Raw genomic sequence first — 15,998 nt, 5'->3', positions numbered from 1 at the left:
CCCCTCCCGAACCGAAGGAAGACCCGCCCCCGTGAGCATCGAGATCAACAACGAGTCGAGCGTCCCCGTCGACGAGGCCGCCCTGCTGCGCCTCGCCGGCTACGCGCTCGATTCGCTCCACGTGCACCCCGACGCCGAGCTCGCGATCGTGCTCGTCGACGAGGGCGCGATGGAGCAGCTGCACGTGCAGTGGATGGACGAGCCGGGGCCGACCGACGTGCTCAGCTTCCCGATGGACGAGCTGCGCCCCGGCACCGAGGACGAGCAGACCCCCGCGGGGCTCCTGGGCGACATCGTGCTCTGCCCGCAGGTCGCGCAGTCGCAGGCCGAGTCGGCCGGCCACTCGGTGCTCGACGAGCTGCAGCTGCTGACCGCCCACGGGCTCCTGCACCTGCTCGGCTTCGACCACGCCGAGCTGGAGGAGGAGCGCGAGATGTTCGGCATCCAGCGCGACATCCTGGTCGGCTTCCACATCAGCGAGCGACGCCGCTAGAGCGCGCCGTGCCCACTCTCCAGCTCCTCATCGCCGCCCTCGCGCTCGTCGCCGTCGGCGGCTGGTTCGCCGCGACCGACGCCGCACTCGGCGTCCTCTCGCGCAGCGACCTGCTCGACATGGCCCAGAACTCCCGCAGCGCCCGCGCGCTCCGCGCGATCGCGGGCGACATGAGCGCCCACGTCAACGTCGTCAACTTCTCGCGGATCGCGGCCGAGACGACGGCCGCCGTGTTCGTCACCACGGTGCTGGTCGTCGAGGTGCCGCAGCTCTGGCTCGCGCTCCTGCTGGCGGTCCTCCTCATGGCGGCGGTCTCGTTCGTCCTGGTCGGCTCCAGCCCGCGCAGCGTCGGGCGCGCGAACGCCCGCGCGGTCCTGTCCACCAGCGCCTCGCTCGTGCACGTGCTCCGGCTCGCGCTGGGCCCGGTCGCGCACGGGCTCGTGGCCCTCGGCAACCGGGTGACCCCGGGGACGGGGCGCTCGGCGGGGTTCTCCTCCGAGGAGCAGCTGCTCAGCATGGTCGACGAGGCGACCGAGCAGGACGTGCTCGAGCAGGACGACCGCGAGCTGATCCACTCGATCTTCGAGTTCAACGACACCTTCGTGCGCGAGGTGATGGTGCCCCGCACCGACATGGTGACGATTGAGGCGACCTCCTCCGTCGGTGCGGGCATGGGACTCCTGCTGAGCCGCGGCATCTCCCGGCTCCCCGTCATCGGCGACGGCGTCGACGACGTCCTCGGCGTGCTCTACCTGCGCGACGTGGCCCGGCACACCTACGAGCGGCCGGACGACGACGACACGGTCGCCGATCTCGCGCGCCCCGCGCTGTTCGTGCCCGAGTCGAAGAAGGCCGACGAGCTGCTCCGCCAGATGCAGCTCGAATCCAACCACCTCGCGATGGTGGTCGACGAGTACGGCGGTATCGCGGGCCTGGTGACGCTGGAGGACCTCATCGAGGAGCTCGTCGGCGACATCTCCGACGAGTACGACCGCGAGGTCGACCTCTTCGAGGAGACGGCGCCCGGCGTCTACCGCGTCTCGGCGCGCCTGCCGGTGGACGAGCTCGGCGAGCTGTTCGAGCTCGACCTCGAGGACGATGACGTCGACTCGGTCGGCGGACTGCTGACCAAGGCCTACGGCCGCCTCCCCGAGCGCGGCGCGACGGCGCGGATCGGCGGAGTGCTGCTCGAGGCCGAGCAGGCGGACCCGCGCCGTGGGACCATCTCCACGGTGATCGTCCGCCGCGATCCCGATCTGGACACCGCCGGCGAGCCCGGCACCGGCCCCGTCGCGATCATCGCGGACGGCGGCACCACCACCCCCAGCCCGAGCACGGCTCCCACCCGCGGAGCCACGGGCGATCAGCACGAGGACGCACGATGACCGACACCACTCCCGCCGCCGCTCCCTACCGGGCGGGCTTCGTGTCCTTCGTCGGCCGCCCGAACGTGGGCAAGTCGACGCTCACGAACGCCCTCGTCGGCGAGAAGATCGCCATCACGAGCTCGAAGCCCCAGACCACGCGGCGCGCGATCCGCGGGGTGGTGCACCGCACCGACGGCCAGCTGATCGTCGTCGACACCCCCGGCATCCACCGGCCGCGCACGCTCCTCGGCGAGCGGCTCAACTCGCTCGTCACCTCGACCCTCGGCGACGTCGACGTGATCGGGATGCTGTTCCCGGCGGACGAGCCGATCGGCCCCGGCGACCGCTTCATCAACGAGCAGCTCGACTCCTTCCCGCGCGCCCGGAAGGTCGCGATCGTCTCGAAGGTCGACCTCTCCTCGAAGAAGTCGGTCGCGAAGCAGCTGCTCGCCGTCTCGGAGCTGCGCGAGTGGGACACCATCGTGCCGATCTCCGCCGTGACCGAGGAGCAGCTGGACGTCCTGGCCGTCGAGCTCCTGCGCCTGATGCCCGTCTCGCCCGCCCTCTACCCGGAGGAGGCGGTGACCGACGAGGACCTGTCCTCGCGGATCGCGGAGTTCATCCGCGAGGCCGCCCTCGAGGGCGTCTCGGACGAGCTGCCGCACTCCCTCGCCGTGACGCTCGACGACATGGTCGAGCGCGAGGACGGCTCGCTGATCGACATCTACGCCAACGTCTTCGTGGAGCGCGACAGTCAGAAGGGCATCATCATCGGCAAGGGCGGCCAGCGCCTGCGCGAGGTGGGCGCCGTCTCCCGTGAGCAGATCGAGCGCCTGCTGGGCCGCCGAGTGTTCCTCTCCATCCGGGTGAAGGTCGCCAAGGAGTGGCAGCGCGACCCGAAGCTCCTGGGGCGCCTGGGCTTCTGACGCCGGAGGGACGACGGCGGTCACCCTCCAGGACGACGCCCCCGGGCGCACGGACCCGTAGCGTGGTCCTCATGCGCGCCCTCCTCGACCGACCGGCGGCCCTGCCGATCGCCGGGGCGCTGCTCGCCGCCCTCCACCTGCTGCTCGGGCTCACCGGGGTCACTCCGACCGAGCGGATCGCCGGCGGCCTCGTGCTGGCGCTGGCCCTCGCGGTCGCGGGGTTCCTGCCCGCGCTCGCCCCCTCGCTCGTCGCGGTCGGCGCGCTCGCCGACGGGGGCGTCCTGCTGGGCGGCATCCCCGTCGACGGGGTTCTCGTCGGCCTGGTCGTCCTCTGGCAGACGACCCGCCGCGTGGGCCCCTGGACCCGTGCCCTGGCGCTCGCGGGCGGCCTCGTCCTCGCCGGGATCGGCGGCGTCACCGTCGCGCTCGGCCTCTCCGGCCCGCTCGATCCGTCCGGGCTCCCCGCCCGCGTGGAGTTCGTGGTGCTCGCCCTGGTCGCCCTCGCGGTCGCCTCCGTGCTCGGCGCGGCGAAGGTCCTCGTGTACCTCCATGCGCTGCGGGCGCCGGTCCTCGCGGGCGATCGGATCGACGCGCTGCTGACCCGGGTCGCCGGCCCGCAGGACCCCTTCGCGGTGGGGGTCGCCGGGGGTCAGGCGCTGGTGCTCCTCCTCGTCGCCGGCCTCCCGTTCGCCGGGGTGGACGGCGCGATGCAGCTGCTGGTCGCGGGCGTGCTCGCGGTCGCGCTGGTGCTGCACCGGCGGTCACCGGTCCTCGCCCTCTCGATCGCCTGGGCCGGTGCCGCCCTGCAGATGAGCGCGAGCCTCGCTCCCGGACCGGCGGATCTGGCCATCCTGGCCGTCCTCTTCGGCGCCGGCGCGTCGGAGTCGCGGCGGGTGCGGATCGCGGGCGCAGTGTCGGCCGTCCTCGGCGCCGTGGTCGCCGTGGTCTACCTCGTCCTCGTCTTCGACCTCGTCGCGAACGCCTACGACGGCCTGCTGTCGGCCGGCGCCACATTCGGCGGGATCCTCGCGACGCTCGGCCTCTCCTGGACCATCGGCCTGCTCTCGCGGTCGGTCCGCCGGGCCCGGGAGGGCCAGACCCTGCGCGCGCAGGCCGAGCAGGAGCGCGCCCGAGCGCAGCGCGAGCTCGACACCGTGGAGGAGCGCAACCGGATCGCCCGCGACATGCACGACGTCGTCGCCCACTCCCTCGCCGTGGTGATCGCGCAGGCCGACGGCGCGCGCTACCTCGGCGCCACGAGTCCCGAGCAGACCGACGCCGCCCTGCTCACCATCTCCTCCGTCGCGCGGGACGCCCTCGGCGACGTCCGCGTGCTCCTCGCAGAGCTGCGGCACTCGCAGAGCGACGGTCCGCAGCCCGGCGCACGCGATCTGCCGGCCCTTCTCGACAGCGTGGGCGGCGCCGGCGCCCCCGTCCGCGCCGAGCTCGACGTCGACCTCGAGGCCGTGCCGCGCGCCGTCGGGCTCGCCCTCTACCGCATCGCCCAGGAGGCGACCACGAACGCGCTCCGGCACGGGCGCCCGGGCTCCCCGCTCGACATCGCCCTGCGCCAGGACGGCGACCAGCTCGCCCTGACGGTGCGGAACGCCCGGTGCGCCGACGTCGAGCGCGACTCCCTGCCCGGTGAGGGCCACGGCCTGGTCGGCATGCGCGAGCGCGCCGCGCTCGTCGGGGGAGTGCTCGCCGCCGGGCCGGTGGGGGACGACTTCGTCGTCGACGCGCGCCTGCCCTCCTCCCCGTCCCTCGTCCGCACCGACCCACCCCTCGCCTCCGGAGGCAGCCCCGCATGACCGACACCATCCGCCTCGTCCTCGTCGACGACCAGGCCCTCTTCCGCGCCGGCATCCGCATGCTGCTCGGCTCGCAGCCCGACCTCGAGGTGGTCGGCGAGGCCTCGGACGGGGCCGAGGGCGCGGAGCTGGTGGCGCGGCTGGCCCCCGACGTGGTCCTGATGGACATCCGGATGCCGGGCGTCGACGGCATCGAGTCGACCCGTCGGATCCTCGCGGACGCGCAGGAGCGCCGGGTCGAGCCTCCGCGCATCCTCGTGCTGACCACCTTCGACCTCGACGAGGCCGCCGCGCGCGCCATCCGGGCGGGCGCGAGCGGCTTCCTCCTGAAGGACACGGAGCCCGGCTTCCTCCTCGCCTCCGTCCGCACCGTGCACGCGGGGACCGCGGTGGTCGCCGCCTCCGCGACCCGCGAGCTGTTCGAGCACTTCGGAGCGGCGGGCAGCGGACGCGAGACCCCGCCCGCCTTCGCGACCCTCACCGACCGCGAGCGCGAGATCTTCCACCTGGCCGCGCGGGGGATGAGCAACACCGAGATCGCGCGCGCCGAGTTCCTGAGCGAGGCGACGGTGAAGACGCACATCAGCCGCACCCTCGGCAAGCTCGGCCTGCGCGACCGTGTGCAGCTGGTGGTCTACGCCTACGAGAACGGCCTCGTCTCCGAGAGCGGGACGCCGGGGTGACGCGCCGCGGGGGCGGTGCTACCCTGACCGGGTGCGCTTCGGACAGCTCCTCCTTCTCCGCCGCGACGAGATCTGATCCTCAGGCCATCCTCGTCGCGGAGTCCGTCGTCGGCTGAACCATCCCTCGCCCGCGAGGTCGATCCGCATCCGGATCCCCGCGAGACCGCCCGACCGGCACCGCCCACCAGCGGAGCCGCGCGCGAGCGGGATCGGTCACGAGCGAGAACAGACACGTGCGCACCACTGCGCCGGGAGAGCACCTCATGCTGAACAACCAGAAGCCGTCGCCCATGCCGATCGGCAAGTACCGTCCCTTCCACGAGCTGATCGCCGTGGATCTGCCCGACCGCACCTGGCCGTCGAAGCGCATCACCACCGCGCCCCGCTGGTGCGCCGTGGACCTCCGCGACGGCAACCAGGCGCTCATCGATCCGATGAGCCCCGAGCGCAAGCGCATCATGTTCGATCTGCTGGTCCGGATGGGCTACAAGGAGATCGAGGTCGGGTTCCCGAGCGCGAGCCAGACCGACTTCGACTTCGTGCGCAGCCTCATCGAGGAGGGCGCGATCCCCGAGGACGTCACGATCCAGGTGCTGACCCAGGCCCGCGACCACCTGATCGAGCGAACCTACGAGTCGATCCGCGGTGCCCGCCAGGCGATCGTGCACCTCTACAACTCCACGAGCGTGCTGCAGCGCGAGGTCGTGTTCCGGAAGGACCGCCAGGGCATCATCGACATCGCACTGGCCGGCGCCCGCAAGTGCCGCGAGATGGAGTCGACCGTCCCCGGCACGGCCGTCTACTACGAGTACTCGCCCGAGAGCTACACCGGCACCGAGCTCGACTTCGCCCGCGAGATCTGCGACCGCGTCGTCGAGGTCTTCGAGCCGACTCCCGAGCGCAAGGTCATCCTGAACCTGCCCGCCACCGTCGAGATGGCCACCCCGAACGTCTACGCCGACTCGATCGAGTGGATGAGCCGCAACCTCGCTCAGCGCGAGAACATCGTGCTGTCGCTGCACCCCCACAACGACCGCGGCACGGCCGTGGCGGCCGCCGAGCTGGGCTACCTGGCCGGCGCCGACCGGATCGAGGGCTGCCTCTTCGGCAACGGCGAGCGCACCGGCAACGTCGACCTGGTCGCGCTGGGCGTGAACCTGTTCACCCAGGGGATCGACCCGCAGATCGACTTCAGCGACATGGACGGCATCAAGCGCACCGCCGAGTACTGCAACCAGCTGCCCGTGCCCGAGCGCAGCCCCTGGGCGGGCGACCTGGTCTTCACCGCCTTCAGCGGCTCGCACCAGGACGCCATCAAGAAGGGCTTCGAGGCGATGCAGGCCGAGGCCGAGCGGACCGGCCGCAGCGTCGACGAGCTCACCTGGGCCGTGCCGTACCTGCCGGTCGACCCGAAGGACCTGGGCCGCTCCTACGAGGCGGTCATCCGCGTCAACTCGCAGTCCGGCAAGGGCGGAGTCGCGTACCTGCTGAAGACGGACCACGCGCTCGATCTGCCGCGCCGGCTGCAGATCGAGTTCTCGGGCGTCGTGCAGGCCAAGACCGACGCCGAGGGCGGCGAGGTCACGAGCGAGCAGATCTGGACGGTGTTCCAGGACGAGTACCTGCCGGCGCCCGCCGAGCGCGCCGATGAGAAGTGGGGACGCTTCGAGCTGCTGCGCACGAACACGTCGAGCGATCTGGGCGGCAGCATCGCGTTGGACGCGGTCCTCCGGGTGGGCGACGAGAGCGTCTCGGCCAGCTCGCGGGGCAACGGCCCGATCAACGCCTTCGAGGCCGTGCTGGAGCAGCAGGGCGTCGAGGTGCGGGTCCTCGACTACGTCGAGCACGCTCTCAGCGCCGGTGGCGACGCGCTGGCCGCCTCGTACGTCGAGTGCACGGTGAACGGACGCACTCTGTGGGGCGTGGGCGTGGACGCCGACATCTCGACCGCCTCCCTCAAGGCCATCGTCTCGGCCGTCAACCGCGCCCTGCGCGAGGAGGTCCCGGTCCGCGAGCTGGCCGGCGCCTCCGCCTGATCGGGCCCGATCCCCGCCGGGGGAGCCGTGACGGGTCGCGGCTCCCTCGGCGTTCCGGTGCGCGGACCGCGCGGAACGCCGCTCCCTGCGTCCGAGTCGGGCGCCGCTAGCTCCGGCGGCGCCAGCGCAGGCGCGGCACCCCGCTGAGCGCGCGCTGCTCGGGCAGGCTCCAGCCGTAGCGGACCGCGAGCAGGCGGATGACCGTGGTCACGCCCACCGCGAGCGGCGCGGCGAAGTCGATCGTCACTCCGAAGCGCAGCGCGAGGACCAGGACCCCCGTGCCCACCGAGGCGGCGACCGCGTAGAGCGAGCCGACGTGCATCAGCGCGATCGGCCGGTTCAGCAGGATGTCGCGGACGACGGATCCGCCGACGGCCGAGACGGTGCCGACGAACACCGCTGGAACCTCCGGCACACCGAGCGACAGGGCCTTCGTGGTGCCGATCGCGCCGAAGAGCCCGAGGGTCAGCGCGTCGAGGGCGGTGATCGTCCCGTCGACCCGGTTCAGCAGGTGCTGGAGCAGCATGCCCAGCAGGGAGGCGGTCACCGCGACGATCAGGTACGCGTCGGTGTGCAGGGCCACCAGGGGCGTCTGGAGCAGCAGGTCGCGGAGCACGCCGCCGCCGAGGCCGGTGGCCGTGCCGATGATCGTGACGCCGAGCAGGTCGATCCGGCGGTCGCGGAACTCGCCCGCGAACATCGCGCCCTGGAGGCAGCCGATGGCGATCGCGAGCAGGTCGGCCCAGGCCGGGATCTCGAAGAGGGAGGCTGCCACCCGGACATCGTTCCACGGCACGGGCCCTGCTCCGGCCGGGCTGCCAGCCGGGTGTCGGGGGTCGGGGGGATAATCGGGGGATGCCCACCTATCGCGACGAAGCCGTGGTGCTCCGCACGCACAAGCTGGGCGAGGCCGACCGCATCGTGACGCTGCTCTCGCGCAGCCACGGCAAGATCCGCGCGGTGGCGAAGGGCGTGCGCAAGACCGGCTCCAAGTTCGGCTCACGGCTCGAGCCGTTCATGGTCGCCGACCTCCAGCTCTACGAGGGCCGGAGCCTCGACATCGTCACGCAGGCCGAGTCGCTCGGCGCCTACGGTGCGCTGATCGCCGCCGACTACGACAGCTACACCGCGGCGAGCGCGATGGTCGAGACGGCCGACCGCCTCACCGACGCGGACGCCTCCCTGCAGCAGTACCTCCTGCTCGTCGGGGCCCTGCGCTCGCTCTCGAAGCACGAGCACGAGCCGGTGCTGACGCTCGACTCCTACCTCCTGCGGGCGCTCTCGATCGCGGGCTGGGCGCCCAGCTTCGAGGACTGCGCGCGCTGCGGCGCCCCCGGACCCCACGGCGCGGTCGTGGTGCAGCTCGGTGGCGTCGTCTGCACCGACTGCACGCCTCCCGGCGCACCGAGGGTCGCTCCGGAGGTCGTGGTCCTGCTGGGAGCGCTGCTCACGGGAGACTGGGCCCACGCCGAGACCACCGAGCCGACCACGCGGTCGCGGGCGAGCGGAGTGGTCGCCGCCTACACGCAGTTCCACCTCGAACGCGGTCTGAGATCCCTGGAGCACGTCACCCGATGAAGCCCTTCACCCACAAGGACGCCGAGCCGTACCGCCCTCTCGACTGGACCGGGATCCACCCGCCCGCGATCCCGCGGAAGGCCGTCCCGGGGCACGTCGCGATCGTGATGGACGGCAACGGCCGCTGGGCGAACTCGCGCGGGCTGACGCGGATCGAGGGGCACAAGCGCGGCGAGACGGCGCTGCTGGACGTCGTGGCCGGAGCGATCCAGATCGGCGTGAAGCACCTCAGCGTCTACGCGTTCTCGACCGAGAACTGGAAGCGCTCGCCCGAGGAGGTGCGCTTCCTGATGGGCTTCAACCGCGACGTGCTGCACCGCCGCCGCGATCAGCTCAACGAGTGGGGCGTGCGCATCCGCTGGGCCGGCCGGAAGCCGCGCCTGTGGGCCTCGGTGATCACCGAGCTGCAGTTCGCCGAGCGGATGACCGCGGACAACGACGTGCTCACCCTCACCATGTGCGTCAACTACGGCGGGCGCACCGAGATCGCCGACGCGGTGCAGCGGCTCGCCGCCGAGGTCCAGGCGGGGCGGCTCAAGCCCTCCGGCATCTCCGAGAAGACGATCGCCCGGGCGCTCTACGTGCCCGAGATGCCGGACGTGGACCTCTTCGTGCGCTCCTCCGGCGAGCAGCGCACCAGCAACTTCCTGCTCTGGCAGAGCGCCTACGCCGAGATGGTGTTCCTCGACCGGCTCTGGCCGGACTTCACGCGGACCGACCTCTGGGACGCGATCGAGCACTACTCCGGCCGCTCCCGCCGCTTCGGCGGCGCGGTCGACGTGCCGGGGGCCTCCTCGTGATCCGGGCCGGGATCGTCGGCTTCGGGCTCGCCGGCAGCGTCTTCCACGGTCCGTTCCTCGCGGCCGACCCGGCGTTCGAGGTCGTCGCCGTCTCCACGCGCGACGCCGGTCGGATCGCCGCGGCCTCCGCCGCGCATCCGGGCGCCCGGATCGTGCCCGACCTCGACGCGGTGCTCGCCGAGCGGCCGGAGCTGGTCGTCCTCGCCTCGCCGCCGTCGGTGCACCGGGAGCAGGCCGTCCGGGTGCTCGAGGCCGGGGTCGCCGTCGTGATCGACAAGCCCTTCGCGCCGAGCACGGCCGACGCGGACGCGATCATCGCCGCCTCCGAGCGGAGCGGGGCGCCCGTCTTCGTCTTCCAGAACCGGCGCTGGGACGCCGATCTCCTCACGCTCCGCCGCCTCCTCGGCGAAGGGGTCCTCGGCGAGGTCCTCCGCTTCGAGTCGACCTTCGAGCGCTGGAGCGCGCCGAAGACGGGCCGGTGGCAGAGCGGGACAGGTCCGGCAGAGGGCGGAGGGATCCTCTTCGATCTCGGCAGCCACCTGGTCGATCAGGCGCTGGTGCTGTTCGGCCCGGCCGTCGTGACGGCGGCCGAGACCCGGACCGTCCACGAGGGCTCGGCGAGCGAGGACGACGCGCTCGTCTCGCTCCTGCATCACGGCGGCGTCCGCTCCCACCTCATCATGAGCCGGGTCGCCCGGGCGACCGGCCCTCGCTTCCGCGTGCTCGGCACGCGTGCCGCGTTCAGCGTCGACGGTCTCGATCCGCAGGAGACCGCGCTCCGCACCGGCGGCGCCCGACCGGACGACGAGGGCTTCGGCGAGGTCGCGCCGGAGGCCTGGGGCGTCCTGGTCGACGACTCCGGCGCCCACCCCGTGCCGAGCGAACGGGGACGCTACGCCGCGTTCCTCGAGCAGGTCACCCGGTCGCTCCGGGAGGGTGCTCCCTCGCCGGTCGACGTCCGCGAGGCCCGCGAGGTCGTCGCCGTGCTCGAGCAGGCGCACGCCCTCGCCGCCCGCTGACCGGGGCCGCCGCCGACGCGCCCGGTCGCTCCCCGGTCTTGGCGATCCGGCTCCGGAGCGTCATCCTCGAGAGGTGAGCACCGCACTGCCGAACCACGCCGACCTGCGCGCGCGCTTCGCCGGTGCCCGCGGCTACCACAACGCCTGCACCCTCGGTCTGCCGCCGCGGGAGACCGTCGAGGCGCTGCGGGCCGACCTCGACGGCTGGTCGTCCGGGGAGAGCACGGCCGCCGCCTACGGTGCTGTCGCCGAGCGCGCGCGAGCCTCGTTCGCCGCGATCGCCGGCGTCCCGGTCGACCGTGTCGCGATCGGCTCGCAGACCTCCGCCATGGCCGCCGTGCTCGCCGCCTCGCTGCCCGACGGGGCCCGCGTGCTCTGCGTGGACGGCGACTTCTCCTCCATCGTGTTCCCGTTCCTCGCCCAGGCGCACCGCGGAGTGACCGTGCGCTCCGTCGCGCTCGACGCGCTGGCCGACTCCGTCGAGCACGAGGACGACCTCGTCGTCTTCTCCGCCGTGCAGTCCAGCAGCGGAGCCCTCGCGGATCTCGACGCCGTCCTCGAGGCGGCCGCGCGCCACGGGGTGCGGACCGCGTGCGACCTCACGCAGGCGGCCGGCGTCCTGCCGGTCGACGCCTCCCGCTTCGACGCGACCCTCACCCACGCCTACAAGTGGCTGTGCTCGCCGCGCGGAGTGGCGTTCCTCACCGTCTCGCCGGCCTACGCGGCCGAGCTCGTCCCCGTGCAGGCGGGCTGGTACTCGGGGGAGGACGTGTGGTCGTCCTGCTACGGACCGGCCATGCACCTGGCCGAGAACGCCCGCCGCTTCGACGTCTCGCCGGCCTGGCAGGCGTTCGCCGGAGCCGAGGCGTCGCTCTCCCTGTTCCGCTCGCTCGACCTCGACACGGTCTGGGCCCACGCCTCCGGCCTCGGCGACCGGCTGTGCGAGCGGCTGGACCGCGAGCCCCAGCACCGGGCGCTCGTCTCCTGGCCGGACGAGGGGGGAGCGGACCTGGAGCGGCTGCAGGCCGCGGGTCTGCGCGTCTCGGGCCGCGGCGGCCGGCTCCGCATCGCCTTCCACCTCTGGAACGACGAGTCCGACGTGGACGAGCTCGTCCGCGTGCTGCGGGAATAGCGGGGCGCACGCTCCGTTGTCCTGGGGGTGAGTGCTGCGCCGAGCCCCCTGTCCGTCGACGTCTGGTCCGACATCGCCTGCCCCTGGTGCTACATCGGGAAGCGACGGTTCGAGCGAGGGCTCGAGGCCTTCCGCGCCGCGCACCCGGAGGCTCCGGAGGTCGTCGTCGAGTACCGCAGCTTCGAGCTCTCGCCGGACACGCCGGAGGACTACCGCGGGGGAGAGGCGGCGTTCCTCGCCGAGCACAAGGGGATCCCGGAGGCGCAGGCACAGCAGATGCTCGATTCCGTCACGGCGATCGCGGCGAGCGTCGGCCTCGACTACCACTTCGAGTCGGTGCGTCACGTCAAGACGGTCACCGCCCACCAGGCGCTCCACCACGCCAAGGAGAACGGACTGCAGCTCGAGCTCGTCGAGCGTCTGATGAGCGCGTACTTCGTCGAGGGCCGCGACCTGGCCGATCCGGACGTGCTCGCCGCGCTCGCCGGCGAGGTCGGGCTCGACCCGGCCCGGACGCGCCGCGCTCTCGAGGACCAGCGCTACCTCGGGCGCGTGCAGTCCGACATCGCCCAGGCCCGCGAGTACGGGATCTCGGGGGTGCCGTTCTTCGTCCTCGACGGGCGCTTCGGCGTCTCCGGCGCCCAGGAGCCGGCGGCGTTCACCGAGGTGCTCGAGCACGTGCTGGAGCAGCGGGCGGCCGTCGCGTGAGCGGGCCGTTCGAGATGCTCGGCGACTCCGGCGGGCCGCTGTGCGAGGACGGCGTCTGCGCCGTGCCGCCCGCGGAAGCGGAACCGCAGGCCGAGGTGCCGCCGATCAGCGCGGAGGCTCCTCCACGGTGATGTCGGCCACGATCGCGCCGTAGGCGGACACGAGGGCGTCCGCGTCGACGAAGGCGCTGCGGCCGTCGGCGCCCGCTCCCATCGCGATGCGGCGGCCGAGGATCCGCTCGTCGGCGTAGACCGGCCAGGCCGTCGTGGAGCCGATCGGCGTGATGGTGCCGCGCCGGTAGCCGGTCGCCTCGAGGGCGGCCGTCTCGTCCGGGAGGCGGAGCCTGTTCACCCCGACCACCGCGCGCAGCTTCGGCCACGCGATCTGCCGCCCGCCGGGAACCAGGGCGAACAGGTAGCCGCCGTCGTGGCGCTTCACCACGAGCGACTTCACGATGTCGCCGGGCTCGATGCCGAGCAGCGCGGCCGCCTCGTGCAGGCTGCCGGAACCCGGCCTCTCCACGATCTCGACCGCCAGGCCGCGGGCGGACGCGTCCGCCTCCAGTCGCTGCGAACCGTCCTCCACGGATGCGCTCCCGCTCATCTCTCCACCTCTCCGCTCGTCACTTAGCCTTCCCCAACACAGGATCTGGGAGAATCGATACCGATGTCCTCCACTCTCACGGCCGCCCCGCCCGCGCGCACCGCGCCGGCGCTCCGGATCGGCCCCCTCGAACTCGACGCGCCGGTGGTGCTCGCCCCCATGGCGGGCATCACCAACACGGCGTTCCGCCGCCTCTGCCGCGAGTTCGGCAACGGCCTCTACGTGAGCGAGATGATCACCTCCCGCGCGCTCGTCGAGCGCACGCCGGAGTCGATGCGCCTCATCCGCCACCACCCCAGCGAGTCGGTGCGCTCGATCCAGCTCTACGGAGTGGACCCGGTCACGGTCGCCGAGGCCGTCACCATGCTCGTCGCCGAGGACCGGGCCGACCACATCGACCTCAACTTCGGCTGCCCCGTGCCCAAGGTCACCCGGAAGGGCGGGGGAGCGGCTCTGCCGTGGAAGCTCCCGCTGTTCCGGCAGATCGTCGAGGGCGCGGTGAAGGCCGCGGGCGACGTCCCGCTCACCGTCAAGATGCGCAAGGGCATCGACCCGGACCATCTCACCTACCTCGAGGCCGCCCGTGCCGCCGAGGGCGCCGGAGTCGCGTCGATCGCGCTGCACGCACGCACCGCCTCCGAGTTCTACAGCGGGCACGCCGACTGGTCGGCGATCGCCACGCTCAAGGAGACGGTCACGAGCGTGCCCGTGCTGGGCAACGGCGACATCTGGTCGGCCGAGGACGCGCTGCGGATGATGGCCGAGACGGGCTGCGACGGAGTCGTCGTCGGTCGCGGCTGCCTCGGGCGCCCCTGGCTCTTCGGCGACCTCGCCGCCGCGTTCGCCGGCTCCGACGACCGGTTCCGTCCCTCGCTCGGGCAGGTCGCCGAGGCGTTCCGGCGCCACGCGGAGCTGCTCGTCGACTTCTTCGAGAGCGAGGAGCGCGGCTGCCGCGACATCCGCAAGCACGTCGCCTGGTACTTCAAGGGCTACGCCGTCGGCGGCGACCTCCGCGCCCGCCTGGCCACCGTCGAGTCGCTCGCGCAGCTCGACGAGCTGCTGGCGACACTCGACTGGACGCAGCCCTACCCGGGCGAGGCGGCCGAGGGGCAGCGGGGCCGCGCCGGCTCGCCCAAGGTCCCCTCCCTCCCGGACCGCTGGCTCGAGTCCCGCGAGCTCGACGCCGGGCAGCGCGACGCGGTCTCGGCCGCCGAGATCCACAACAGCGGTGGATGACCGCGCGCTCTGGGGGTACTCGCTCGTCGACACCGAGCGATTCCTGCCGGAGGACCACTCGACCCGCCGCTCCGACTTCGCCCGCGACCGCGCCCGGCTCTTCCACTCCAGCGCGCTCCGCCGGCTGGCCGCGAAGACCCAGGTGCTCAGCCCCACCGCGGGCGTCGACTTCGCGCGCAACCGACTGACCCACTCCCTCGAGGTGGCCCAGATCGGCCGCGAGCTCGCCACGAGCCTCGACCTCGACCCCGACGTCGTCGACACGGCCTGCCTCGCGCACGACATCGGGCACCCGCCGTTCGGCCACAACGGCGAGCGCGCACTCAGCACCTGGGCCGAGGGGATCGGCGGCTTCGAGGGCAACGCGCAGACCTTCCGGCTGCTCACGCGGCTCGAGCCGAAGGTGTTCGGCGACGACGCCCGCCCCTACGGACTGAACCTCACCCGCGCCAGCATCGACGCGAGCTGCAAGTACCCCTGGCCCGACACGCGCTCGGTCGCCGACCCGTCGGGGCGCGCCAAATTCGGGTTCTACGCCGACGACGCCCCCGCATTCGCCTGGATGCGGGAGGGCGCCCCCGAAGGCGTGCGCTGCATCGAGGCCGAGGTGATGGACCTCTCCGACGACATCGCCTACTCCGTGCACGACTTCGAGGACGCGGTGGTCTCCGGCTACATCGACGTCGAAGCACTCGGCTCCCGCGCCGACCACGAGGACCTCGTGCAGTCCATGCACTCCTGGGTCGGCGGCGAAGTTGGCCACGACGAGCTCGTCGCCGCTTTCGACCGTCTCGACTCGCTCGACGTGTGGGTCTCCTCCTGGGACGGCTCCCGGCGCGACCAGGCCCGGCTCAAGAACCTGACCAGCCAGCTCATCGGCCGCTTCGCCGCCGCCGCCACCGAAGCCACCCGCGAGGCGTACCAGCACCCCGACCTGGTCCGCTTCGGCGGCCACGTCGTCGTCCCCCGCGAGCAGCAGGCCGAGATCGCCGTCCTCAAGGGCATCGTCGCCACCTTCGTGATGTCGCGGAACACCCGCCAGCCCATCTACGCCCAGCAGCGCGAAGTCCTCACCCGCCTCGCCGACACCCTCCTCGACCGCGGCCCGGGAACCCTCGAACCCGGCTTCGCCGAGGACTGGCACGCCGCCGCCGACGACGACGCCCGCCGCCGCGTCGTCGTCGACCAGGTCGCCAACCTCACCGACCAGAGCGCCCTCGCCTGGTTCGAGAGGCTGTGTTGAATTCCACGCCGGTCCCTGCCCGGCGTGGCGCGGTCGGCTTCTCGACGGGGTGCGTTCCATAGGGCGGGGTGCGTCCGCCTAGGGCGATCCGCTGGCACGCGGATCGGCCGTTCGGCGGTGCCGTGGGCACGCCCGTTGCGGCCCGGCGTCACTGTGGTCGACGTGGCGACAGGGGGCGAGTGGTGGAGCAGGTGCGTCCGCCTAGGGCGATCCGCTGGTACGCGGATCGGCCGTTCGGGGGTGCCGGGGCGCGCCCGTTGCGGCCCGGCGTCACCGTGGTCGACATGGCGACAGGGGGCGAGCGGTGGAGCAGGTGCGCCCGCCCGGGGCGGTCTGCGGGCGGGCGGATCGGACTGTCGGCCA

15 protein-coding genes are annotated in these 15,998 nt (G+C 72.9%); 13 read left to right on the top strand and 2 right to left on the bottom strand.

Going from position 1 to position 15,998, the window contains the following annotated elements; translation table 11 throughout:
• Positions 1-31 precede the first annotated feature (31 nt).
• The 6 genes from ybeY (at position 32) to leuA (ending at position 7,316) form a co-directional block, all read left to right on the top strand.
• Complete coding sequence (gene ybeY / locus C5D08_RS09490) at positions 32-493, top strand: rRNA maturation RNase YbeY (protein WP_104276828.1); 462 nt, start codon at positions 32-34, stop codon at positions 491-493.
• A gap of 8 nt (positions 494-501) precedes the next feature.
• Positions 502-1,878 (top strand): hemolysin family protein, encoded by a 1,377-nt coding sequence (locus C5D08_RS09485; protein WP_104276827.1) that lies wholly within the window; start codon positions 502-504, stop codon positions 1,876-1,878.
• Entirely contained in the window at positions 1,875-2,786 is a 912-nt protein-coding gene (gene era, locus C5D08_RS09480; RefSeq protein ID WP_104223426.1) for a GTPase Era, read from the top strand. The genes C5D08_RS09485 and era overlap by 4 nt, the downstream gene beginning before the upstream one ends.
• Before the next feature lie 71 nt (positions 2,787-2,857).
• Entirely contained in the window at positions 2,858-4,597 is a 1,740-nt protein-coding gene (locus C5D08_RS09475) for a histidine kinase (RefSeq protein ID WP_146086072.1), read from the top strand.
• Complete coding sequence (locus C5D08_RS09470) at positions 4,594-5,280, top strand: response regulator transcription factor (protein ID WP_104276825.1); 687 nt, start codon at positions 4,594-4,596, stop codon at positions 5,278-5,280. Before C5D08_RS09475 ends, C5D08_RS09470 begins: the two co-directional genes overlap by 4 nt.
• A 263-nt stretch (positions 5,281-5,543) precedes the next feature.
• Complete coding sequence (leuA, locus tag C5D08_RS09465) at positions 5,544-7,316, top strand: 2-isopropylmalate synthase (RefSeq protein WP_104276824.1); 1,773 nt, start codon at positions 5,544-5,546, stop codon at positions 7,314-7,316.
• A 106-nt stretch (positions 7,317-7,422) separates the two neighbouring features.
• Here leuA and C5D08_RS09460 read toward each other — a convergent pair whose 3' ends face one another.
• Positions 7,423-8,091 carry a trimeric intracellular cation channel family protein gene (locus C5D08_RS09460; protein ID WP_104276823.1) on the bottom strand — a complete coding sequence of 223 codons (669 nt, stop codon included), beginning with the start codon at positions 8,089-8,091 and terminating at the stop codon, positions 7,423-7,425.
• An 80-nt stretch (positions 8,092-8,171) separates the two neighbouring features.
• On the opposite strand from C5D08_RS09460, the gene recO reads away from it, so the two are divergent.
• From recO to C5D08_RS09435, 5 genes are all read left to right on the top strand, one after another.
• On the top strand, positions 8,172-8,894 hold the full coding sequence (gene recO / locus C5D08_RS09455) for a DNA repair protein RecO (protein WP_104276822.1): 723 nt from the start codon (positions 8,172-8,174) through the stop codon (positions 8,892-8,894).
• Positions 8,891-9,694: an isoprenyl transferase gene (locus C5D08_RS09450; RefSeq protein WP_104276821.1), complete on the top strand. Its 804-nt coding sequence runs from the start codon at positions 8,891-8,893 to the stop codon at positions 9,692-9,694. The genes recO and C5D08_RS09450 overlap by 4 nt, the downstream gene beginning before the upstream one ends.
• The gene (locus tag C5D08_RS09445) at positions 9,691-10,713 is read left to right on the top strand and encodes a Gfo/Idh/MocA family oxidoreductase (RefSeq protein ID WP_104276820.1); all 1,023 of its coding nucleotides are present in this window, start codon (positions 9,691-9,693) and stop codon (positions 10,711-10,713) included. Before C5D08_RS09450 ends, C5D08_RS09445 begins: the two co-directional genes overlap by 4 nt.
• Positions 10,714-10,786: 73 nt before the next feature.
• A complete protein-coding gene (locus C5D08_RS09440) occupies positions 10,787-11,845 on the top strand; it encodes an aminotransferase class V-fold PLP-dependent enzyme (RefSeq protein ID WP_104276819.1) in 1,059 nt (352 codons plus the stop codon).
• Between the two features lie 27 nt (positions 11,846-11,872).
• Positions 11,873-12,553 carry a DsbA family protein gene (locus C5D08_RS09435; RefSeq protein ID WP_104276818.1) on the top strand — a complete coding sequence of 227 codons (681 nt, stop codon included), beginning with the start codon at positions 11,873-11,875 and terminating at the stop codon, positions 12,551-12,553.
• Between the two features lie 105 nt (positions 12,554-12,658).
• Here the strand turns inward: C5D08_RS09435 and C5D08_RS09430 are convergent, their stop codons facing one another.
• Positions 12,659-13,156: an aminoacyl-tRNA deacylase gene (locus tag C5D08_RS09430; RefSeq protein WP_104276817.1), complete on the bottom strand. Its 498-nt coding sequence runs from the start codon at positions 13,154-13,156 to the stop codon at positions 12,659-12,661.
• Between the two features lie 63 nt (positions 13,157-13,219).
• On the opposite strand from C5D08_RS09430, the gene dusB reads away from it, so the two are divergent.
• On the top strand, positions 13,220-14,392 hold the full coding sequence (gene dusB / locus C5D08_RS09425; RefSeq protein WP_104276816.1) for a tRNA dihydrouridine synthase DusB: 1,173 nt from the start codon (positions 13,220-13,222) through the stop codon (positions 14,390-14,392).
• Positions 14,385-15,635, top strand: coding sequence for a deoxyguanosinetriphosphate triphosphohydrolase (locus C5D08_RS09420; RefSeq protein ID WP_104276815.1), 1,251 nt, complete (start codon positions 14,385-14,387; stop codon positions 15,633-15,635). The genes dusB and C5D08_RS09420 overlap by 8 nt, the downstream gene beginning before the upstream one ends.
• Positions 15,636-15,998: the final 363 nt, after the last annotated feature.

This window comes from Rathayibacter sp. AY1B6 (assembly GCF_002932755.1).
GTDB lineage: Bacteria > Actinomycetota > Actinomycetes > Actinomycetales > Microbacteriaceae > Rathayibacter.
The sequence above is the reverse complement of the archived record's forward strand: the minus strand, read 5'-3'. Positions and strand labels throughout refer to the sequence as shown.